The sequence below is a fragment of the Streptomyces sp. HUAS 31 genome, assembly GCF_028198125.1.
Lineage (GTDB): Bacteria > Actinomycetota > Actinomycetes > Streptomycetales > Streptomycetaceae > Streptomyces > Streptomyces chartreusis.
This window is the reverse complement of record NZ_CP116353.1, coordinates 4836302-4857882: the sequence shown is the minus strand read 5'-3', so window position 1 is coordinate 4857882 and position 21581 is coordinate 4836302. Positions and strand designations below refer to the sequence as shown.

Below are 21581 nucleotides of genomic sequence, written 5' to 3'. Positions count from 1 at the left end.
GGCCGACGGGGCTCTCGGGGCTGCTGTTACGGGGGTTCCGGGGCCGTCGGCGGGGGTTCCGCACACGCCGAGAAGGCCGATCAGGCGCCGTCGGCCGGCCCGCTCATCCGTACGTGTCGCCGGGCCCCGTGCTGCCGGGGGCGCGCAGCGGGCCGTAGCGGCGGACCGGGCCGCCGGGGCCGTTGACCTTGATGTGCCGTACCGCGCCGTGGCCGAGGTCCTCGTTGAGGCGGGCGACCAGGGTCGGGGCGAGCAGCCGCAGGTTCGTCGCCCAGGCCGTCGAGTCGCAGCGCACGACCAGGACCCGCTCGTCCTCGTCGTACTTCTCCGGCACACAGTGCTTGGCGACGTCGTCGCCGACGATCTGCGGCCAGCGGCCCATCACACCGCCCACCGCGGCCGGGGTCTCCCAGCCCCGCTCGCTGATCAGGCGGTTGATGGCGGAGCCGAGCGCCATGGGGTCGCGGCCGTCGGCGCGCGCGCCGGAGCGCAGACCACCGCCGCGCCGTGCCTGCTTCTTCTGCTGCGCCGCGTCCCCACGCGCGCGTGCCTGTTCCTTGGCCGCCCTGAGCGCCACGCGCGCGAGGTCTACGCCGGAGGGCTCGGGGGCCTTCTTGGGGGCGTCGGGGGCGTTCTCGGACGGGTTCTCGCTCATACGCGCTCCACCGTCCCCTCGGCCACCGTGTAGCGCGCCCCCGTCAGCACGTGCGGGACGTCGTCGTCGACCGCGGCCGTCACCAGGACCTGCTCGCCGGGCGCGACCAGCTCGGCCAGCCGCTCACGGCGCCGGGCGTCCAGCTCGGCGAACACGTCGTCGAGGACCAGTACCGGTTCGTTGCCCTCGGCCCCGAGCAGGTCGTAGGACGCGAGGCGCAGGGCCAGCGCGTAGGACCAGGACTCGCCGTGCGAGGCGTATCCCTTGGCGGGCAACTGACCGAGCTTGAGCAGCAGATCGTCCCGGTGCGGGCCCACGAGCGTGACCCCGCGCTCGATCTCCTGCTTGCGGGCCTCGGCGAGCGCCGCCATCAGCTGCTCGTAGAGGTCCTCGCGTGTGTGCGCCTCGCCGGGAGCCGACGGCTTGTAGTCCAGGGCGACCGGGCCGCCGCCGGGAGCCAGCTGCTCGTACGCCTTGTCGGCCAGCGGCTGGATCGTCGCGATCAGGTCCAGGCGCTGGGCGAGCAACTCGGCGCCCACGCGCGCCAGGTGCTGGTCCCAGACGTCGAGGGTGGACAGGTCCATCGAGCGGCCGCCGTGCCGGCGGGCCAGCGCGGCCGACTTCAGCAGGGTGTTGCGCTGCTTGAGGACGCGCTCGTAGTCGGAACGCACGCCCGCCATGCGCGGGGAGCGGGCGGTGATCAGCTCGTCGAGGAAGCGGCGCCGCTCGCCCGGGTCGCCCTTGACCAGGGCGAGATCCTCCGGCGCGAACAGCACGGTCCGTACGATGCCGAGGACGTCACGGGGTCTGACCTGCGAGGACCTGTTGATCCTGGCCCGGTTGGCCTTGCCCGGGTTCAGCTCCAGCTCGACCAGCTGCTGCCGGTCGCCCTGGCGGACCTGCGCCCGGATGACCGCCCGGTCGGCGCCCATGCGGACGAGGGGGGCGTCGGAGGCGACACGGTGGCTGCCGAGGGTGGCGAGATAGCCGACGGCCTCGACGAGGTTCGTCTTGCCCTGGCCGTTGGGGCCGACGAAGGCGGTGACGCCCGCATCGAGCGGGACTTCGACGCCGGCGTACGAGCGGAAGTCGGCCAGCGACAGATGCGTGACGTGCATGGTCGTTCGCCGACCTCCCCCAACGTGTGGTTGAACCGTCCCCAGTTGTGGACAACCGGGCCACCCCCCGAGGGTGCCAGGTCGGCATCCCCAGGGTGTGGATTACTTGTTCTCGTTTCTCGGTCTTGTCGTGCTCGGCCCGGACGCGCCGAGCGGGCTACTTCTTCTCCACCGCGTGGCCGCCGAACTGGTTGCGCAGCGCCGCGATCATCTTCATCTGCGGCGAGTCGTCCTGACGGGACGCGAACCGCGCGAACAACGACGCGGTGATCGCCGGCAGCGGCACCGCGTGGTCGATGGCGGCTTCCACAGTCCAGCGTCCCTCACCGGAGTCCTGTGCAAAACCCCTGAGCCTGTCGAGGTGCTCGTCCTCGTCGAGGGCGTTCACCGCGAGGTCCAGCAGCCAGGAGCGGATGACCGTGCCCTCCTGCCAGGAGCGGAAGACCTCCCGGACGTCGGTCACGGAGTCGACCTTCTCCAGCAGCTCCCAGCCCTCGGCATAGGCCTGCATCATCGCGTACTCGATGCCGTTGTGGACCATCTTCGCGAAGTGGCCCGCGCCCACCTTGCCGGCGTGCACGGCGCCGAAGTCGCCCTCCGGCTTGAGGGCGTCGAAGAAGGGCTGCACCTTGGCGACGTTCTCCGCGTCACCGCCGTACATCAGCGCGTAGCCGTTCTCCAGGCCCCAGACGCCGCCGGAGACGCCGCAGTCGACGAAGCCGATGCCCTTGGCCGCGAGTTCCTCGGCGTGCCGCTCGTCGTCCGTCCAGCGGGAGTTCCCGCCGTCGACCACGACGTCACCGGGCTCGAGGAGCTCGGCGAGCTCGTCGATCGTCGACTGGGTCGCGGCGCCGGCGGGGACCATCACCCAGATCACGCGCGGGCCGGGGAGCTTGCCCACAAGCTCTTCCAGGCTGTGGACATCCGCGAGGTCCTGGTTGCGGTCGTAGCCGATGACAGTGTGGCCGGCGCGGCGTATCCGCTCGCGCATGTTGCCGCCCATCTTGCCGAGGCCGACGAGACCGAGCTCCATCAGTTGTTCCTTAGGTTGCTGTGGCGTGTGAGGCACCTGCGTGCCCACGCCAGAGCCTAAACCCGGACGCACGCGCACATCCGTGGGCATACGCGCTCATACGTACGCCCTCACCTGCGGGTTCTCCCACAGGCCGGGGTGACTTCTCCACCGGCCTGTGGACAACTGTCGGCTGCTCAGCCGCTCAGGCGCACCGGCATGATCAGGTACTTGTAGGCCTCGTCCGCCTCGGCGTCCAGCGCGGGCTTGCCGCTGAGCAGCGCGGGCTTGGTGGACGTGGTGAACGACAGCTGGGCCACCGGGGAGTCGATGGCGCTCAGGCCGTCCAGCAGGAACGTCGGGTTGAAGGCGATCGAGATGTCGTCGCCCTCCAGCTGGGCGTCGACCCTTTCCACAGCCTGTGCGTCGTCGCTGGAGCCGGCCTCCAGGATCAGCACGCCCTGCTCGAAGCTGAGCCGCACCGGGGTGTTCCGCTCGGCGACCAGGGCGACACGCTTGACGGCCTCCACGAAGGGGGCGGTCTCGATCACGGCGACGGAGTTGAACTCGGTCGGGAACAGCGTGCGGTACTTCGGGAGGTCACCCTCGAGCAGACGGGTCGTCGTACGGCGTCCGGCGCCCTCGAAGCCGATCAGGCCCTCGCCCGCGCCGGAGCCCGAGAGCGCCAGCGTGACGCTGTCGCCGCTGGTCAACGCCTTGGCGGTGTCCAGGAGCGTCTTGGCGGGGACCAGGGCGACCGCGGAGGCCTCCGGGTTCTCCGGCTTCCACAGGAACTCGCGGACCGCGAAGCGGTAGCGGTCGGTGGAGGCCAGGGTGACGGTGTCGCCCTCGATCTCGATGCGCACACCGGTCAGGACGGGCAGCGTGTCGTCACGGCCGGCGGCGATGGCGACCTGGGAGGCCGCGGAGGCGAACACCTCGCCGGGGACGGTGCCGGTGGCGGTCGGCATCTGCGGCAGGGCCGGGTACTCCTCCACAGGCAGGGTGTGGAGTGTGAATCGCGAGGAGCCGCAGACCACGGTCGCCCGTACACCGTCTGTGGAGATCTCCACCGGGCGGTTGGGCAGAGCGCGGCAGATGTCGGCGAGCAGCCGGCCGGAGACGAGGACCGTGCCCTCCTCCTCGACCTCGGCCTCGACGCTGACGCGAGCGGAGACCTCGTAGTCGAAGCTCGACAGGCTCAGCTGACCGTCGTCGGCCTTCAGCAGGAGGCCGGCGAGGACAGGCGCCGGCGGACGGGCCGGGAGGCTGCGCGCCGCCCAGGCCACGGCCTCCGCGAGTACGTCGCGTTCCACCCGGATCTTCACTGTTGCCGCCTCCTGCTGTTGCCGGCGCTTCTCGGCCTGCCTGGCTTCGTCGTCTGTCTCGGTGTCGTCGGCCCCAGTGAGGGGAAGGACACCGGGAACAGTCTGACGCACCCCACTGACAGTAGGTGCCTCTCGGGGTCAAGTCGTGACGAGGGGCAGCCGGGAGCCGGACAGCGAGTTGTGCACAGGACCCTCTTCGAAACGGATTCCCAGCTCTCTCTAGTTGGGAGTAGTAGTAGGGCCTGTGGATACCGTGGATAACCACGTTTTCCCAGCTCAGAGCAGAGATTTTGTCCACGGGCCCTGTGGGCGACGGCAGTGGACAACCGGGTGTTTCTGTGGAGAACGGAAAGTTCTGCACACCCCATGCACAGCCTGGGCCGACTTCTCCCCAGCGCCGTCCCCAGCTTTACCCACCTTTCCCACAGGCCAACCCGGCACCTTTGTGTGACGCCTTTCACTCGACCCGGTGACGAGGCGCGTCGCGTTGCCGAACAGTGGACAGCGGTGTGGAGAAGCTGGGGATCGCTGGGGACAACTGGCCCCAGCCTGTGGGTTGTCGGTGGACAACTTCATGCACAGCCTGTGGATCTTCTCGCTGTCCACAGTCTGTGGAGATCGTTCGTCCACGAATCCACATGCAGTTGACCTGGACCGATCGTCCTTCAACAGGGGCGGCTGTGGACACAGTCTGGACAACTTCCCAGTCCCCAGGGTGTGGACGCCAGAAAGTCACCGAATCTGTGGAGAGTGGCCGTAACCCGGCAGCTATTCGAACAGCCGCCGTCCGCGGCATGACGAAGGGCGCCCCGGGATCTTGTCCCGAAGCGCCCTCAGTGACGTACGAACGGGCCTCGCGGCCCTGTGCCGGCCTGCTCCGTCAGCCGTTCTTGATGCGGTTGGTGAGCTCGGTGACCTGGTTGTAGATGGAGCGCCGCTCGGCCATCAGATTGCGGATCTTGCGGTCGGCGTGCATCACCGTGGTGTGGTCGCGGCCGCCGAACAGCGCGCCGATCTTCGGCAGCGACAGGTCCGTCAGCTCACGGCACAGGTACATGGCGATCTGGCGGGCCGTGACCAGCTGGCGGCCGCGCGAGCTGCCGCACAGGTCCTCGACCGTGAGGCCGAAGTAGTCGGCGGTGGCGCTCATGATGGCCGTGGAGGTGATCTCCGGCGTCGCGTCGTCGCCGCCCGGGATCAAGTCCTTGAGGACGATCTCCGTCAGGCCCAGGTCCACCGGCTGCCGGTTGAGCGAGGCGAACGCCGTCACCCGGATCAGCGCGCCCTCCAGCTCGCGGATGTTGCGCGAGATGCGGGAGGCGATGAACTCCAGTACCTCCGGCGGGGCGTTGAGCTGCTCCTGGACCGCCTTCTTGCGCAGGATCGCGATACGCGTCTCCAGCTCGGGCGGCTGGACATCGGTGATAAGACCCCACTCGAACCGGTTGCGCAGCCGGTCCTCCAGGGTGACCAACTGCTTGGGTGGCCGGTCGCTGGAGAGCACGATCTGCTTGTTGGCGTTGTGGAGCGTGTTGAAGGTGTGGAAGAACTCCTCCTGCGTCGACTCCTTGTCCGCGAGGAACTGGATGTCGTCGACGAGCAGGATGTCCATCTCGCGGTAGCGCTTGCGGAAGCTGTCGCCCTTGCCGTCGCGGATGGAGTTGATGAACTCGTTGGTGAACTCCTCCGAGCTCACGTATCGCACGCGCGTGCCCGGATAGAGGCTGCGCGCGTAGTGCCCGATCGCGTGCAGCAGGTGGGTCTTGCCGAGGCCCGACTCCCCATAGATGAACAGGGGGTTGTACGCCTTCGCGGGTGCCTCGGCGACGGCGACCGCGGCCGCGTGCGCGAAGCGGTTGGAGGCGCCGATGACGAACGTGTCGAAGAGGTACTTCGGGTTCAGACGCGCGGTCGGCTCGCCGGGACCGGGCGCCGGTGCGGGCTGCGCGGCCAGCGGGCCGGGGGCGCCGGGGCCGCCGCGGTGCACATGGCCGGAGCCGACGGGCGGCTCGGGCAGCTCACGGCGGCCATCACGGTCGTAGTCGGAACGCGGTTTGTCGTAGTCGGGCCGCTGCTGCTCATATTCGGAGCGGTGCTTGTCGTAGTCGGAGCGGTGCTGCTCGTACTCCGAGCGGTGTCCGTCGTAGGACGGCCGTTCCATCGGCTGCGGGCGGTAGTCCTGGGAGGGACCGCCGTAGGACTCCTGCTGGTAGGAGTCCTGCTGGTAGGAGTCCTGCGACGGCGACGCGTACGGGTCCCGCTCGGGGAAGCCGAGGCGCTGCTGCTGCCAGCCGTAGTCGTCCTGCGTGGGGCGCGGCCAGCTGCCGGGGGTGTGCTCGGGGCGCTGGTACTCGCCCGGGTAGGCCGGGCGCGCGGTGGGCAGCGGGTCGGGGCCGCCGGTCCGCTGGTCGTCGGCGCGGTGGCGGCCGTAGCTCTCGTAGGAGGGGAGCTCGGGCTCCTCGTAGCGGGACTGCTGCGCGGGCGGTGGCACCGGCGGGGCCGGGGGCGGGGGCTCGCCGGCGGAGTCGTCGACGGTGATCGCGATGCGGATCGGACGGCCGCACTCGCGGCTCAGCGTGTCGCTGACGATCGGGGCCAGACGGCCCTCCAGTACGCCCTTCGCAAATTCGTTCGGTACGGCGAGCAGGGCGGTGTCCGCGACCAGCGCGAGGGGCTGGCAGCGCCGGATCCAGTGCTCGTCCTTGCCTTCCACACCCTGCCCTCGGCCCTCACCGAGAAGCTGCTCCAGTACTCGTGGCCACACTGCGGCAAGATCGGCAGGTACGTCAGCCACAGGGCACGCTCTCTCACGGGGTCCCACGAACGTGTGATTGTGGGACGGGTCGGGATTCAAAGGGGTGGAGCCAGAATCAAGGGGACAAGGGAACGAATCGGAGTCCAGCCACGGTAGTCAGGGCGGCGGGTGCGGTTCAAGTTGTTGTCCCCAGCCTGTGGATAGTGTCTCCCGGTGACCTCTGGTTTGACCGGATGGCGTAGCCGCGCGTACCGTAACCAGGTCGAGTTGTCGATGGCTGCTGCCGCCTGCCTCCGATGGGCACAGATCACGTCAGGTGATCGGGAAGCGGTGCAATCGGGCGTAACTGCGAGCTACTCGTGGGCGCACGGTGACAGCCAGGACGGCACCCGCCAAACACCGATTTATCTCTGGAGCCCCCGAGTGAGCAAGCGCACCTTCCAGCCGAACAACCGTCGTCGCGCGAAGACCCACGGCTTCCGCCTGCGGATGCGCACCCGCGCCGGCCGCGCGATTCTCGCGAACCGTCGTGCCAAGGGTCGCGCCAGCCTGTCCGCCTGATCCTGATCAGGTCATGACGTCGTGCTGCCCACCGAGAACCGGCTGAGGCGGCGCGAGGACTTCGCGACCGCGGTACGACGAGGTCGTCGGGCAGGCCGCCCGACACTCGTCGTCCACCTTCGTAGCGGTGACACGGACCCGCACGCGCCTGGGGAGAGCGCTCCCCCGACGCGTGCGGGTTTCGTCGTGAGCAAGGCTGTGGGTGGCGCGGTCGTGCGGAACAAGGTGAAGCGCAGGCTTCGCCATCTGATGTGCGACCGAGTCGACCAGCTGCCCCCCGGTAGCCTGGTAGTCGTACGAGCGTTGCCCGGTTCGGGTGATGCCGACCATGCACAGCTGGCCCGAGACCTGGATGCCGCTCTGCAGCGGCTGCTGGGAGGGGGCGCGCGATGAAGTACCCACTGCTGGCCCTGATCAAGCTGTACCAGTGGACGATCAGTCCGCTGCTCGGGCCGGTGTGCAAGTACTACCCGTCGTGCTCCCACTACGGGTACACGGCCATCGACCGGCACGGTGCGATCAAGGGCACGGCGCTCACCGCCTGGCGCATCCTGCGGTGCAACCCGTGGTCATTGGGCGGTGTGGATCATGTCCCGCCGCGCAAGCGCCCACGGTGGCACGAAATGGTGCGCAACGCGTGGCGCGCACGGAAGGGCGGGCCCTCCGCCGCCGAAACGGCCATCGAAGGTGAAGTTCCTTCGAGCCCGGCCGCAGAGACCCCGTCCAATGTCCAAGGAGCATGATTAGTGGACACGATTGCCAGCCTCTTCAGCTTCATCACGACACCCGTTTCCTGGGTCATCGTCCAGTTCCACTCGGTGTACGGCGCCATCTTCGGCCCCGACACCGGATGGGCCTGGGGCCTGTCCATCGTGTCCCTGGTGATTCTGATCCGTATCTGCCTGATCCCGCTTTTCGTGAAGCAGATCAAGGCGACCCGGGCCATGCAGACACTGCAGCCCGAGATGAAGAAGATCCAGGAGCGCTACAAGAACGACAAACAGCGTCAGTCCGAAGAGATGATGAAGCTGTACAAGGAGACGGGCACCAACCCGCTCTCCTCGTGCCTTCCCATCCTGGCGCAGTCGCCGTTCTTCTTCGCCCTGTACCACGTGCTCAACAGCATCGCGAACAACGACACCATCGGTGTCATCAACCAGAGCCTGCTGGAGAGCGCGCAGAAGGCGCACATCTTCGGGGCTCCGCTGGCCGCGAAGTTCACCGACAGCTCTGCTGACGTCGCCGCCCTCGACGCCTCGCTGACCACCGTCCGCATCGTCACGGCGGTCATGATCGTCCTGATGTCGGCGTCGCAGTTCTACACGCAGCGCCAGCTGATGACGAAGAACGTCGACACCACGGTGAAGACGCCGTTCATGCAGCAGCAGAAGATGCTGATGTACGTCTTCCCGGTGATGTTCGCCGTCTTCGGCATCAACTTCCCGGTCGGTGTCCTCGTCTACTGGCTGACCACCAACGTGTGGACCATGGGCCAGCAGATGTACGTCATCCACAACAACCCGACCCCGGGTTCCAAGGCCCAGGCCGCCTACCTGGAGCGCCTGACCAAGCACGTCACGAGCCACGGCAAGACCCGCCGCCGGAGCGAGCGCGCCATCATCAAGGCCATCGTCGCCAAGGGCCGCGACCGCAACGAGTCCGAGCGCAAGTTCATCAACGGCCTGACCAAGGCCGGTCTCGCGGCGCAGACCGACGGCACCGTGGTGAAGAGCGAGGGCGCCGTCGCGACCATCGCCGAGGACGGTACGCCGACCACCACGGCGACGCCCAAGCGTCAGCAGCCGAAGCGGCAGAGCAAGGCCCAGCGTCAGTCCGGCCATGCGAAGCAGGGCGACGAGCCGACCTCGCTCGAGAAGTCCGAGCCTGAGGACGCCAAGCCCGAAGCCGCCAAGAAGGACGCGCCCAAGCCCGGCAGCGGCGGCCGCAGCAAGGCCCAGTCCGGGCAGCGCAAGGGCGGTCCGCAGCGCCCCAAGTCCCCGTCCAAGAAGTAAGAAGGAGCCCATCCCGTGACGGAAGGCACCACCTCCGCCGCTGCCGAGGGTGCAGACACCCTGAGCCGCCTGGAGCAAGAGGGCGAGATCGCGGCGGACTACCTCGAGGGTCTGCTCGACATCGCCGATCTCGACGGCGACATCGACATGGACGTCGAGGCCGACCGCGCCGCTGTCTCGATCATCAGCGACGCGAGCAGCCGCGACCTGCAAAAGCTGGTCGGGCGTGAGGGCGAGGTGCTGGAGGCGCTTCAGGAGCTCACGCGCCTGGCCGTGCACCGGGAGACCGGGGACCGCAGCCGGCTGATGTTGGACATCGCGGGCTACCGGGCCAAGAAGCGCGCCGAGCTCTCCGAGCTGGGCGCCAAGGCCGCCGCCGAGGTCAAGAGCACCGGCGAGCCCGTGAAGATGAAGCCGATGACGCCGTTCGAGCGCAAGGTCGTGCACGATGCGGTGAAGTCGGCGGGCCTGCGGAGCGAGTCCGAGGGCGAGGAGCCGCAGCGGTTCGTCGTCGTCCTTCCCGCCTGATCGGTCCTTACGGTTTCCTCCGGCCCCGTCTGTGCGCAGGCGGGGCCGAAGTTTGTCAGCCTGTTAGTTCGGTGTGGTTCTGGTGATCGGCGCCCGGAGCGCCGGCGCGGTACGGAAGGACGGTCCCCCGTGACGGAGGCAGCGGAGCTTCCCCCTGTGCCCGAACAGGCACGTGAGGTGTTCGGCGATCGCTACGCTGATGCGGTCCGCTACGCCGAATTGCTCGCCGAGGCGGGTGTGCAGCGCGGCCTGATCGGCCCACGCGAGGTGCCCCGTCTGTGGGAGCGCCATCTGCTGAACTGCGCGGTGCTCTCGGAGGTCGTTCCCGAGGGCGTGACGGTGTGCGACGTCGGCTCGGGGGCCGGTCTGCCGGGCATCCCGCTGGCACTGGTCCGGGAGGACCTCAAGATCACTCTTCTGGAGCCACTGCTACGCCGGACGAACTTCCTGACGGAGGTCGTGGAGCTGCTCGGCCTCGACCATGTGACGGTCGTCCGTGGTCGTGCCGAGGAGGTCATGGGGAAGCTGCCGCCCGTGCATGTGGTGACCGCCCGTGCCGTGGCTCCGCTGGACCGTCTGGCCACCTGGGGCATCCCGCTGCTGCGTCCCTACGGCGAGATGCTGGCGCTCAAGGGCGACACCGCGGAGGAGGAGCTGAAGAGCGCGGCGACGGCTCTGAGCAAGCTTGGGGCGGTGGAGACGTCGATCCACCATGTCGGCGAGGGCGTGGTGGACCCGATGTCCACGGTCGTGCGCGTCGAGGTCGGGGAGAGCCCGGGCGGCGTACGCTTCGCGGCGAAGCGTGCGAAGGCGGCCAGGACGGGACGAGCTCGTCGACGACGCTGATCCGTCCTGACGACGAGACGTACTCCACACAAGCTGGCAAACCTACCCATGCCGGAGTGTCGCGACAGTTCGGCCACCGCTGCTGTGCATCGTGTTTCACGTGAAACGTCGCTCACTGCTGCACGGCATCATTAGCCGCGGCCGCGCTGCCGAACCGCGTGACCGAAAGCCCCTCGGCGCCCTCAAGGAGGGTGCTTCCGATGACTCTCCGTCCCCCTGGAGGGGCACGGAGGTTTCCACAGAGGTGGATTTCTCCACAGAACAACAGGCCTCACTGGTTCACGACCCCGAAGACATGGGAGGCTCTGTTCATTGCGAGCCTGAAGTCGAGGAGAGTGAATCCTTGCGGTCCGACGCCAACATCGCGGGACCGATGACCGATCCGGTCCCCGGTCCCCGTACCGAGTCGATGGGGGACGATGTTTCACGTGAAACACCGCCCCCGATGGACGACACTCCCATCGGTCGTGCTGCCCAACTGGCGGTCGAGGCGCTAGGCCGCGCCGGCGAGGGCCTGCCACGGCCCGAGCAGACGCGTGTCATGGTGGTCGCCAACCAGAAGGGGGGCGTGGGCAAGACGACGACGACCGTCAACCTTGCCGCTTCGCTGGCCCTGCATGGCGGCCGTGTACTGGTCATCGACCTCGACCCTCAGGGCAACGCATCCACGGCCCTGGGGATCGACCATCACGCCGAAGTTCCCTCGATCTATGACGTGCTGGTCGAGAGCAAGCCACTCGCCGAAGTCGTCCAGCCGGTCCCCGATGTCGAGGGCCTCTTCTGTGCCCCCGCCACGATCGATCTCGCCGGTGCTGAGATCGAGCTGGTGTCTCTGGTGGCGCGTGAGAGCCGGCTCGAGCGGGCGATCCAGGCTTACGAACAGCCGCTGGACTACGTCCTCATCGACTGCCCTCCTTCGCTCGGCCTGCTGACGGTCAACGCACTCGTGGCCGGCCAGGAGGTCCTGATCCCGATCCAGTGCGAGTACTACGCGCTGGAGGGCCTCGGACAGCTGCTGCGCAACGTCGACCTGGTGCGGGGGCACCTCAACCCCGCCCTGCATGTCTCGACGATCCTGCTCACCATGTACGACGGCCGGACGCGGCTTGCGTCCCAGGTCGCGGACGAGGTACGCAACCACTTCGGCGACGAGGTGCTGCGGACGAGCATTCCCCGCTCGGTCCGTATCTCCGAGGCGCCGAGCTATGGGCAGACGGTTCTGACCTACGATCCAGGTTCGAGCGGCGCCCTGTCCTACCTTGAGGCCGCACGAGAAATCGCGCTGAAGGGCGTCGGTGTCAGCTACGACCCGACGAACGCCCACTTCGGCGCCCAGAGCAACCCGAGCATGGTGGAGGGGATCCAGTGAGCGAGCGACGGAGGGGTTTGGGTCGTGGACTCGGCGCACTGATCCCTGCTGCACCGACGGAGAAGACGGTGCCCCCGGCCGCGGTAGGGGGAGCTGCTTCCGCCTCCCCGGCCGCCATGCCGGTACTGACCGACCGTGGGGTCGCCGCGGCCAAGGTGGCTACGCTGCCGCCTGTTTCACATGAAACCGAGGAGCCGCCATCGAGTGGCGCCGTGGAGACGCCTGCCGCTCCCATGGGCGCTCACTTCGCGGAGATCCCCCTCGACGAGATCACGCCGAACCCGCGTCAGCCGCGTGAGATCTTCGACGAGGACGCGCTTCAGGAGCTCGTCACCTCCATCCAGGAGGTAGGTCTCCTCCAGCCGATCGTCGTGCGGCAGATCGCTCCCTCGCGCTACGAGCTCATCATGGGCGAGCGCCGCTGGCGGGCCTGCCGTGAGGCCGGTCTTGAGGCGATCCCGGCGATCGTGCGGGCCACGGATGACGAGAAGCTTCTCCTGGACGCGCTGTTGGAGAACCTGCACCGCGCTCAGCTGAACCCGATCGAAGAGGCGGCTGCCTACGATCAGCTGCTGAAGGACTTCAACTGCACGCACGACCAGTTGGCTGACCGCATCGGCCGTTCCCGGCCCCAGGTCTCCAACACCCTGCGTCTGCTGAAGCTCTCGCCCAAGGTCCAGAACCGGGTGGCGGCCGGAGTGCTCTCCGCCGGCCATGCGCGGGCCCTGCTGTCCGTGGAGGACGCGGAGGAGCAGGAGCGGCTGGCATACCGCGTGGTGGCCGAAGGGCTGTCCGTGCGGTCGGTCGAAGAGATCGTCACCCTGATGGGCTCCCGCCCGCAGAAGAACCCGCGGTCCAAGGGCCCTCGGGCCGGCTCGGTTCCTTCGCCTGCGCTGTCCGACCTTGCGACGCGACTCTCGGATCGCTTCGAGACGCGAGTGAAGGTCGAGCTCGGCCAGAAGAAGGGCAAGATCACCGTCGAGTTCGCCTCCCCGGAGGACCTCGAGCGGATCCTCACCACCTTTGCTCCGGGCGAGAAGCTCGCCCTGCAGAAGAGCCTGCTCGATGAGGACGACGAGGACAACGAGGGCTGAGGCTCGGGCGGGTCGGCTGTCCGACCCGTTCATGCGGGCCGTGTCCGGTGTGTACCGGAACACGGCCCGCACTTTGCTTTCTGGCGGTATCGATGGAATCGCATCGTCGATACGATGCGATCGGGTATGGCGCATCCACCTGGCAGACCTCTTAGGGGAGGCGGGGTCCATGGGAACGGTGAGCCGCACCGGACTGGTGAGCGCGGGTCTTGGGCTGGGCGCGGTCGGCGGATTCGTCGGCAGCCTGCTCAGAGAACGAAGCGCCCTGACAGCCGCTCGCGATGCCGCGGGCGAAGGAAGCGAGGAACAGCCTTCATGGGGCGTCGGCTCGTACCGCTCACGCTGGACAACCTTCCGGACCTTCCCAAGCGCTGCCGCTCGTGTGTCTTCTGGGAGTTGGACCCGGTCAGCGGTGAGGCAGCGGTAAAGGCCGGCACGGCCGCACTGGAGAAGGAAGCCTGGATCTCCGCCGTCCTGTTGGACTGGGGTTCCTGCGGGCGAGTCGTCTACGTCGATGAAGTGCCGGTCGGCTTCGTGCTGTACGCCCCTCCGGCTTACGTTCCTCGCGCGACGGCGTTTCCCACGAGCCCTGTCTCACCGGACGCGGTGCAGCTGATGACCGCGTTCATCATGCCGGGCTATCAGGGCCAGGGGCTGGGCAGAGTGATGGTCCAGACAGTCGCCAAGGATCTTCTGCGACGGGGCTTCAAGGCGATCGAGGCTTTCGGAGACACGCGGTGGAAAGAGCCGGCGTGTGTTCTGCCCGCCGACCATCTGCTGGCCGTGGGCTTCAAGACGGTCCGTCCGCACCCCACCTCCCCGCGCCTGCGACTGGAGCTGCGGACGACTCTGTCGTGGAAGGAAGACGTGGAGATGGCCATCGACCGGCTTCTCGGCGCGGTCCAGAAGGAACCGGTACTGCGGCCTCTCTGACCCGTGCTGTATCCCGCCAAAGCAAATGGGCCAACCCAAGAGGGTTGGCCCATTCGTGTTTCACGTGAAACGTCACTCGGCGATGAAGTCCTCGAGGTCGCGGAGGATGCCGGCCTTCGGCTTCGCGCCGACGATGGTCTTGGCGACCTCGCCGTTCTGGTAGACGTTCAGCGTCGGGATGGACATGACGCCGTACTTGGCGGCCGTACCCGGGTTCTCGTCGATGTTGAGCTTGACGATCTCGATCTTGTCACCGTGCTCGGCGGCGATCGCCTCGAGGGACGGCGCGATCTGACGGCACGGACCGCACCAGGCGGCCCAGAAGTCCACCAGGACGGGCTTGTCGCTCTTGAGGACGTCCTGCTCGAAGGAATCGTCGGTCACATTCTTCAGAGTGCCGGCCACGGCGGGCTCCTTAACTGATCGGGGCGTGGGGTGGATGGGGGTCAGACAGAGGTCTTCTCGGGCTCGGCCTTCTCCTCGTCCGCCAGGGCGGAGAGGAAGCGCTCGGCGTCGAGGGCTGCGGAACAGCCGGTCCCGGCCGCGGTGATCGCCTGGCGGTAGGTGTGGTCGACCACGTCGCCGGCGCCGAAGACGCCGGTGAGGTTGGTGCGGGTCGAGGGGGCGCTGACCTTGAGGTAGCCCTCCTCGTCCAACTCCAGCTGGCCCTTGAACAGCTCGGTGCGCGGGTCGTGGCCGATCGCGATGAACAGGCCGGTAACCGCCAGGTCCGAGAGCTCGCCGGTCTTGATGTTGCGCAGCTTCAGGCCGGAGAGCTTCTGCTCGCCCTGGACCTCGGCCACCTCGCTGTCCCAGACAAACTTGATCTTCGGGTCGGCGAAGGCACGCTCCTGCATCGCCTTCGAGGCGCGCAGGGTGTCCCGGCGGTGGACGATCGTCACGGACTTGGCGAAGCGCGAGAGGAAGGTGGCCTCCTCCATCGCGGTGTCGCCGCCGCCGATCACGGCGATGTCCTGGTCCTTGAAGAAGAAGCCGTCACAGGTGGCACACCACGAGACGCCACGACCGGAGAGGGCGTCCTCGTTGGGCAGACCGAGCTTGCGGTGCTGCGAGCCGGTCGCGACGATGATGGCCTTCGCACGGTGGACCGTGCCCGCGGTGTCGGTGACGGTCTTGATCTCACCGCTCAGGTCGACGTTGACGATGTCGTCCGGGACGAGCTCGGCGCCGAAGCGCTCGGCCTGGGAGCGCATGTTGTCCATGAGCTCGGGGCCCATGATGCCGTCCTGGAAGCCAGGGAAGTTCTCCACGTCGGTCGTGTTCATGAGCGCACCACCGGCGGTGACGGCACCTTCGAACACCAGCGGCTTCAGCGACGCGCGCGCGGTGTAGAGCGCCGCCGTGTAGCCGGCAGGCCCGGAGCCGATGATGATCACGTTTCGGACGTCGCTCACGGCTTGATTCCTCGTCTCTGGAATACGTCGTCGGACCGGTGGAGCCCCTTTCAGAACTCTCACCCCACCCAACGGATCCTAAGGGGCGTGCATTCCCACTGTGTCCGGGCACACGGTGAGGCCTCACCGTAGGGGTTGCCGCGCCTGATGAAGACGAACCGTCGGGCTCTCAGTTACGTGCGTAGGACTTCGTCAGAAGGACCTTGGCACTGGTGGTCGACGGGTGTGTCACACAGCTCGCGTCGACGAGATAAGCGGTGACCTTGTCGGCGTCAGAGGCGTCGGTGAGCACGACGAGCAGCACTTCCTTGCCCTGGAAAGTGCCTTCCTGAGCGGCGAGCGCCGCGTCATCGCGACCGATGCCCTTCTGGATGCACTCCGGCACGGTGATCTCCCGGAGGATCTTCGGGCTCTCGGTATCGGGTCCGCCCCTCACGCCCATGCTCTCGTCCGGGCCCCGGGACTTGCCGATGGTGCTGCCGCTCGTGGCGAGGAGGTGGTCGACCTGCTTCTCCAGCTTCGCCGCCGAGAAGGTGTCGGCGGTGGTCTGCCCGCCCTCGGCCGTGGGACCGGATCCTCCGCCACCCATGAGTGAGGTCAGCAGTACGGTGCCGAGGCCCAGGGCGGCGGCCGTGAACGCGGCACCCAGGACGGCGACCTTGCGGCGCCCAGTCCTCTTGCGGTCCTTGCGGCCGGGGCCGGTGGTGGAGGAGCGGGCGTGACCTGCCGGACGGTCCGATGCTGTCGATGTTTCACGTGAAACATGCGTGCCGTCGTCCTTGGCGGACCTGCCGTCGTCGGCAGCGGAAAGCGCACGGGCATCGCCCGCATGCATAGGCGCGTCGGCGTCATGAGGCGCCGTCGCGCTCAGCAGGGCCTCTGCGGCGAGCGCGGCGTCGATGCGTTCCGCGACATCGGAGGGCATCCGAGCCGGGCCGGGCAGAGTACCGAGCAGTCCCCGGATCTCCTCCAGTGAGGCGTGGACGTCCGCGCACAGCTCGCACTCGTCCAGGTGTCGACGTAGATCGGCTGTCTTGGACGGGGGGAGGAGCCCCTCGGTGAGGTCGGAGATCTCGGCGACGTCCGGGTGCCCGGCTGTATCTGTCGTGGATGTCACGCTCGCCCACCTCCGCCCTTCACTGCGGCTGAATCACTCGGCCCTGTATCGCGCGGATCCGTCTCCTTCGGCCTCCTGGCTTCGGGACCCGCTGCCGGTGGGACGGATGTCCCCTGGGTCCGGTTCCGCCTCTCGCCGGGATCCTTGCCACCACCGCCGCTTTCCGGACGGAGATGAGTGAGGAGAGGCAGAAGTCTGGCTCTGCCCCGTGCACACCGACTCTTGACCGTGCCCGTCGGGACATCGAGAACCTGGGCGGCCTCGGCTACGGGGTAGCCCTGCATGTCCACGAGAACGAGGGCCGCCCGCTGGTCCGGCGGGAGCGTGCCGAGCGCTTCCAGCAGCTGGCGGTGGAGATCGTTGCGCTCCGCGGGAGCCGAGGCGGACTCGTGCGGCTCCAGGAGCTGCTCCAGGCGCTCGGTGTCGTCGACCGGGGAGGTCTTGCGGGAGGCCGCCTTGCGGGCGCGGTCCAGGCAGGCGTTCACCGTGATGCGGTGCAGCCACGTTGTGACGGCCGACTGGCCCCTGAAGGTGTGGGCGGCCCGGTAGGCGGAGACGAGGGCGTCCTGGACGGCGTCAGCGGCCTCCTCGCGGTCGCCCAGCGTCCGCAGGGCCACGGCCCAGAGGCGGTCACGGTGACGCCGAACGATCTCCCCGAAGGCGTCGGGGTCGCCCTCTACGTGTAGGGCGAGGAGGTCCTGATCGCTTGTGTCACCGTATGCGCCGCCATCCGCCATCGGACCCCCCTCCCTCTCTCAGCTGCTCACCTTGACGTCCAAGACCCTGCCACGGAACTGGCCGTCGTCGACCTGCTTCGGCAGATTGGTCAGCCAGATCAGAAGGTAGCGGGACTTGAGGGAGTCGCCGGGCTTGAGCGTCACCGTGGTGCCGGAACCGGAGGCCACCTTGGGGTAGCTGTCGAAGGACGTCGGTGTGGCGCCGGGGTCGCCCGAGGCGGCACGGAGTTCGACGGAGGTGTCGCCCATGAAGCTGATGGTGACCTTGCCGACGGGCTGGGCCTTGCCGAGATCCAGGATGACTCCGACGCCCGACTTCAAGCGACCGAAGTCGGCGCTGGCGTAGTAGCTCGTCTGCCAGTAGGTGCCCGAGGCCGAGTCGTAGATCTTGTCTATGTCCCTCGGGTTCTCCGAGCCGTCCGAGCCGAACGGGTCGTAGTCCTGGACGCCCTCGATGGCGATCGGCTTGCTGGCCGGCTTCGTCGGGCTCTTGTCGTTGTCCTCAGTCGTCTGTGTCTGGTTGGAGTCCTCAGACTTGCCGCCCTGGTCCATGAGCGCGTCCGCCAACTGCCAGCTGCCCAGGCCCAGAGCAGCGATGAGGAGGGCCGAGACGGCCCACTTCAGGGCCTTGCCCGTGCGGCTCTGGAGCGGGGGCGGCGGGGTCGGCATCTGCTGGGTGACGCCGGGACGCGTCTGGCGGCCGTACGTGCCCTGCTGGTACGTCGTGCGCTGATAGTCCGGCGGGGCCGTGAACGAGGGCTCCGGCGGGCGGATGCGGGGCATCTCGCCGATCGCCTTCACCAGTTCCTCCGGCGTGGTGCAGGCGGACTCGTGGCGGGAGGCGGTCGCGCCGTCGTTGGCGAGCGCGCGCATGGCGAGCTCGGACAGCCCGCGGTGGACACCGGCACGCACCTGGTCGGGCGCGATCAGACCGACGTCCTTCGGCAGCCCGGACAGCCCATAGGCGTCGCTCTCGTACGGCCAGCGCTGGGTGAGCGCGGCGTACAGCAGGGCGCCGATGGCCTCCGTGTCGGTGCGCTGCGGGGTGTCGGAGCTGATGCCCCGAAGCGCGGCGTTCACGGCGAGGCCGCGGATGCGCCACTGCCCGCTGGAGGTGCGCAGCACGGCGTTCGGGTTGAGCCGCAGATGGGCCAGACCCTCGCGGTGGGCGGCAGCCATGGCCGCGGACACCTGGGTGACCATCTGGTAGGCGTCGTACACCTCCAGCGGACCGGAGGCGAGAAGGGTCGTCAGTTCCGTGGCGTCGGGGAGCCATTCGTGGACGACGTAGACGACGTCGTTCTCCTCCACGGCGTCGAGCACCTGGACGAAGCGCGGGTCGCCGAGCAACGCGGAGGAACGCGCCGCGGCCAGCACGGAACGCGCCCGTGCGTGGTCCGCGGGCAGGATGTGCACGCCGACGGCGCGACGGAGTTTCTCGTCGACCGCCCGCCAGCTGCTGAAACCGTCCAGACGGGTGACGCACTCCTCGAGGCGGTAGCGTCTGGCGAGTTTGTGGCCGCTGTGCAGTTCGGGCGGTGAGGCCTTCTCGGGACCCTCGGTCCCGCCACTCCCCTGTGCCTCGTCGATGTCCGTGACCCGCTCCCGATTCTTGGCCACCCCGTCGGCCGTGGACTGGTCCGCCTGAGCGGTCAGCGGCTCGTCGCCGCTGTTGTCTGCCACGTCGACGGCAGCCGTGCTCCGTTCCGCCACCGTCGTTCCTGCCTCCCCATCCATTGCGCGCCGTTGGACCCCGTGCGCGCCGTCCGACGCCGAAACCAATTGTGCCCACAGTCCGCCGCTATGCACGACACACGGTGGCGGACGATGGTTGTGCGCGTACCCCGGTTCAGCGACCCAGACGCCCGCGAACCATGCCGACCAATGAGTTGAGCTCGTCGATGCGCATCCTGCGCGCGGCGACGAAGAAGGTGCCCAGCAGTACCGCTCCACCGGCCAGCAGGGCGGCCAGGGAGCCCAGCGCGCCCTGGCCGAGCGTCAGAGTGACTCCGTAGCAGGCCAAGCCGCTCAGCAGTGCCGCCGGCACCGAGGCGATGCAGAGCCTGGTGTACGTCCGCATCACCCGGGTGCCGTCGAGGTCGCCGCCGAGCCGCTTGCGCAGCCGGCTCCAGGCGACACCGACGCCGATCGCGTAGGCCAGGCCGTACGAGGCGGCCATGCCGACCACGGCCCAGCGGGCCGGCAGCACGAGGAAGCAGAGCACCGACGCGCCCGCGTTGCACGCGGCCACGATGACCGTGTTGTAGAAGGGGGTGCGGGTGTCCTCGTAGGCGTAGAAGGCGCGCAGCACGACGTACTGGACCGAGTAGGGGATCAGGCCGAGGCCGAAGGCCATCAGCATGTAGCCCATGTTGGTGGCCTCGCTCGTGCCCGAGGAGCCGAACATCAGGGTGCACATCGGGATGCCGAGCGCCACGAAGCCGAAGGCGAGCGGCACGATCGCCACGGCCGTCGTGCGCAGGCCCTGGGAGATGTCGTCGCGTACGGCGCCCGGGTCGTCCTCCGCGGCCGAACGCGAGATGCGCGGCAGCAGGGCGGCCATCAGGGACACGGTGATGATGGCCTGCGGCAGGCCCCAGATCAGCTGGGCGTTGGCGTAGGCGGCGAAGCCGGTGCCGTCCTCGTCGGAGGCGATCCCGGCGGCCGTGGACAGCTGGGTGACCACGAGCGCGCCCGCCTGGTTGGCGAGGACGAACAGGATGGTCCACTTGGCGAGCACGGCGGCCTTGCCGAGGCCGTGACCGCGCCAGTCGAAGCGCAGCCGCAGCCGGAAACCGGTCTCGCGCAGATACGGGATCATCGCAAGGGACTGGACGACCAGACCGAGCAGGACACCGATGCCGAGGAGCCGCTGGCCCTCCGGCGGGATGCTCGTGACCGACATGCCGGAGTGCTCGGCGGTGCCGTACACCCACAGGAACATGCCGAGCGTCACGATGATGACGATGTTGTTCAGGACCGGGGTCCACATCATCGCGCCGAAGCGGCCTCGCGCGTTGAGGATCTGGCCCATCACCACGTGGACGCCCATGAAGAAGATCGAGGGCAGGAAGTAACGGGTGAAGGTGACCGCGACGTCGTTGGCGGCGGGGTCGTTGGCGACCTTGGTGGACAGCGCGCTGACGAGCAGCGGTGCGGCGTACATGGCGAGCGCGGTCAGGGCGGCGAGCGCCACCATCACCAGCGTCAGCAGACGGTTCGCGTAGGCCTCGCCGCCGTCCTCGTCGTCCTTCATGGCACGCACGAGCTGCGGCACGAAGACGGAGTTGAGGCCGCCGCCGACGGTCAGGATGTAGATCATCGTCGGCAGCTGGTAGGCGACCTGGAAGGAGTCGCCGAGCAGGCCGAGGCCCAATGCCGAGACGATCAGCATGGACCGGACGAACCCGGTGAGCCGGGAGACCATCGTCCCCGCGGCCATCACTGCGCTCGACTTCAGCAGACCGCCGGCCCGGCCGCCCTTCTTCCCGGTGGGGGCGGGGGCAGGGGCGGGCTCCGGCGAGGCCGTCTCGGCCCCCGCGGGCGGCGTGGGGCCCACGGGCGGCGTGAGGCCCGCGGCGGGCGCGGGGGACGGTGCCGGGACGGTGGGCTGTGCCTGGTACTGCGGGTGGCCGCCCTGCTGCTGGTCGCGGAAGAGGTGCGCGAAGGCGTCGTGCTCCTGCTGTTCCCCGGCGGAATTCGAGACGAGGTCGTCGACGCCCACGTACTGGGTCGTACGGGGGTCGTCACCGTACGGCAGGTACTGGGTAGGACCCTCCGGCTCGGGCGCCGGGGTCTGGGCCCACACGTTGGGGTCGGGGGCGTACGGCGACTGGGGCGGCTGGGAGTAGAGAGGCTGCTGAGGCTGGTACGTGCCCGGCGGGGGCGGCGGGTGCGCGGCACGGTCGTACAGCGCCTCGGCGACCGGGTCCTGGGCGGAGAGTTCCTGGCCCCGGTAGGGGTCCTGGTCGTAGGCGTCCTGGAGGTACATGTCCGCGGGCTGTTGCGGCGGCACCTGGCCGGGCTCGGGCGGCGGGCCCTCGGGGTGCCCCGAGCTGCCCGCGGCCTGGCCGCGGTCACCGTCGTACGGCGCGTTCATGG

General features: G+C 68.5%; 20 protein-coding genes. 9 read left to right on the top strand and 11 right to left on the bottom strand.

Annotation, left to right across the window (positions count from 1 at the left end; genetic code table 11):
• Positions 1–103 precede the first annotated feature (103 nt).
• The 5 genes from PGH47_RS21515 to dnaA form a co-directional block, all read right to left on the bottom strand.
• Positions 104–655: a DUF721 domain-containing protein gene (locus PGH47_RS21515; protein ID WP_271664784.1), complete on the bottom strand. Its 552-nt coding sequence runs from the start codon at positions 653–655 to the stop codon at positions 104–106.
• The gene (gene recF, locus PGH47_RS21510; protein WP_271664783.1) at positions 652–1773 is read right to left on the bottom strand and encodes a DNA replication/repair protein RecF; all 1122 of its coding nucleotides are present in this window, start codon (positions 1771–1773) and stop codon (positions 652–654) included. The genes PGH47_RS21515 and recF overlap by 4 nt, the downstream gene beginning before the upstream one ends.
• Positions 1774–1930: 157 nt before the next feature.
• The gene (gene gnd, locus PGH47_RS21505) at positions 1931–2806 is read right to left on the bottom strand and encodes a phosphogluconate dehydrogenase (NAD(+)-dependent, decarboxylating) (RefSeq protein WP_271664782.1); all 876 of its coding nucleotides are present in this window, start codon (positions 2804–2806) and stop codon (positions 1931–1933) included.
• A 176-nt stretch (positions 2807–2982) separates the two neighbouring features.
• A complete protein-coding gene (dnaN, locus tag PGH47_RS21500; protein WP_030967521.1) occupies positions 2983–4113 on the bottom strand; it encodes a DNA polymerase III subunit beta in 1131 nt (376 codons plus the stop codon).
• Between the two features lie 880 nt (positions 4114–4993).
• Entirely contained in the window at positions 4994–6907 is a 1914-nt protein-coding gene (gene dnaA / locus PGH47_RS21495; RefSeq protein ID WP_271664781.1) for a chromosomal replication initiator protein DnaA, read from the bottom strand.
• 384 nt (positions 6908–7291) lie between these two features.
• Between dnaA and rpmH the strand changes: the two genes are divergently transcribed.
• From rpmH to PGH47_RS21450, 9 genes are all read left to right on the top strand, one after another.
• Positions 7292–7429, top strand: a complete 138-nt coding sequence (rpmH, locus tag PGH47_RS21490) for a 50S ribosomal protein L34 (RefSeq protein WP_015659252.1) — start codon at positions 7292–7294, stop codon at positions 7427–7429.
• A 21-nt stretch (positions 7430–7450) separates the two neighbouring features.
• Positions 7451–7822, top strand: a complete 372-nt coding sequence (gene rnpA / locus PGH47_RS21485; protein WP_271664780.1) for a ribonuclease P protein component — start codon at positions 7451–7453, stop codon at positions 7820–7822.
• Positions 7819–8172 (top strand): membrane protein insertion efficiency factor YidD, encoded by a 354-nt coding sequence (gene yidD, locus PGH47_RS21480; RefSeq protein WP_271664779.1) that lies wholly within the window; start codon positions 7819–7821, stop codon positions 8170–8172. The genes rnpA and yidD overlap by 4 nt, the downstream gene beginning before the upstream one ends.
• Before the next feature lie 3 nt (positions 8173–8175).
• Positions 8176–9441: a membrane protein insertase YidC gene (yidC, locus tag PGH47_RS21475; protein ID WP_271664778.1), complete on the top strand. Its 1266-nt coding sequence runs from the start codon at positions 8176–8178 to the stop codon at positions 9439–9441.
• Between the two features lie 15 nt (positions 9442–9456).
• The gene (locus tag PGH47_RS21470; protein ID WP_271664777.1) at positions 9457–9969 is read left to right on the top strand and encodes a Jag family protein; all 513 of its coding nucleotides are present in this window, start codon (positions 9457–9459) and stop codon (positions 9967–9969) included.
• Positions 9970–10098: 129 nt separating this feature from the next.
• Entirely contained in the window at positions 10099–10815 is a 717-nt protein-coding gene (gene rsmG / locus PGH47_RS21465) for a 16S rRNA (guanine(527)-N(7))-methyltransferase RsmG (RefSeq protein ID WP_271664776.1), read from the top strand.
• A gap of 295 nt (positions 10816–11110) precedes the next feature.
• Positions 11111–12184 (top strand): ParA family protein, encoded by a 1074-nt coding sequence (locus PGH47_RS21460; RefSeq protein ID WP_126901653.1) that lies wholly within the window; start codon positions 11111–11113, stop codon positions 12182–12184.
• A complete protein-coding gene (locus PGH47_RS21455) occupies positions 12181–13278 on the top strand; it encodes a ParB/RepB/Spo0J family partition protein (RefSeq protein ID WP_271664775.1) in 1098 nt (365 codons plus the stop codon). The genes PGH47_RS21460 and PGH47_RS21455 overlap by 4 nt, the downstream gene beginning before the upstream one ends.
• A 315-nt stretch (positions 13279–13593) precedes the next feature.
• Entirely contained in the window at positions 13594–14211 is a 618-nt protein-coding gene (locus PGH47_RS21450; RefSeq protein WP_271664774.1) for a GNAT family N-acetyltransferase, read from the top strand.
• Between the two features lie 72 nt (positions 14212–14283).
• Here the strand turns inward: PGH47_RS21450 and trxA are convergent, their stop codons facing one another.
• From trxA to murJ, 6 genes are all read right to left on the bottom strand, one after another.
• Positions 14284–14616, bottom strand: a complete 333-nt coding sequence (gene trxA / locus PGH47_RS21445) for a thioredoxin (protein WP_107904974.1) — start codon at positions 14614–14616, stop codon at positions 14284–14286.
• Positions 14617–14657: 41 nt separating this feature from the next.
• On the bottom strand, positions 14658–15626 hold the full coding sequence (gene trxB, locus PGH47_RS21440) for a thioredoxin-disulfide reductase (RefSeq protein WP_107904975.1): 969 nt from the start codon (positions 15624–15626) through the stop codon (positions 14658–14660).
• Positions 15627–15795: 169 nt separating this feature from the next.
• Positions 15796–16743 (bottom strand): hypothetical protein, encoded by a 948-nt coding sequence (locus PGH47_RS21435; protein WP_271664773.1) that lies wholly within the window; start codon positions 16741–16743, stop codon positions 15796–15798.
• The gene (sigM, locus tag PGH47_RS21430) at positions 16740–17480 is read right to left on the bottom strand and encodes an RNA polymerase sigma factor SigM (protein ID WP_271664772.1); all 741 of its coding nucleotides are present in this window, start codon (positions 17478–17480) and stop codon (positions 16740–16742) included. The genes PGH47_RS21435 and sigM overlap by 4 nt, the downstream gene beginning before the upstream one ends.
• An 18-nt stretch (positions 17481–17498) precedes the next feature.
• Positions 17499–19193 carry a protein kinase family protein gene (locus PGH47_RS21425; protein WP_271664771.1) on the bottom strand — a complete coding sequence of 565 codons (1695 nt, stop codon included), beginning with the start codon at positions 19191–19193 and terminating at the stop codon, positions 17499–17501.
• Between the two features lie 136 nt (positions 19194–19329).
• Positions 19330–21579: a murein biosynthesis integral membrane protein MurJ gene (gene murJ, locus PGH47_RS21420; protein ID WP_271664770.1), complete on the bottom strand. Its 2250-nt coding sequence runs from the start codon at positions 21577–21579 to the stop codon at positions 19330–19332.
• Between the last annotated feature and the right edge of the window lie 2 nt (positions 21580–21581).

What these genes read in the sequence shown, in the direction of transcription:
- PGH47_RS21515 (WP_271664784.1), bottom strand. Translation starts at nt 655, where the DNA reads ATGAGCGAGAACCCGTCCGAGAACGCCCCCGACGCCCCCAAGAAGGCC.
- recF (WP_271664783.1), bottom strand. Translation starts at nt 1,773, where the DNA reads ATGCACGTCACGCATCTGTCGCTGGCCGACTTCCGCTCGTACGCCGGC.
- gnd (WP_271664782.1), bottom strand. Translation starts at nt 2,806, where the DNA reads ATGGAGCTCGGTCTCGTCGGCCTCGGCAAGATGGGCGGCAACATGCGC.
- yidD (WP_271664779.1), top strand. Translation starts at nt 7,819, where the DNA reads ATGAAGTACCCACTGCTGGCCCTGATCAAGCTGTACCAGTGGACGATC.
- PGH47_RS21460 (WP_126901653.1), top strand. Translation starts at nt 11,111, where the DNA reads ATGGGAGGCTCTGTTCATTGCGAGCCTGAAGTCGAGGAGAGTGAATCC.
- PGH47_RS21450 (WP_271664774.1), top strand. Translation starts at nt 13,594, where the DNA reads ATGGGGCGTCGGCTCGTACCGCTCACGCTGGACAACCTTCCGGACCTT.
- sigM (WP_271664772.1), bottom strand. Translation starts at nt 17,480, where the DNA reads ATGGCGGATGGCGGCGCATACGGTGACACAAGCGATCAGGACCTCCTC.
- murJ (WP_271664770.1), bottom strand. Translation starts at nt 21,579, where the DNA reads ATGAACGCGCCGTACGACGGTGACCGCGGCCAGGCCGCGGGCAGCTCG.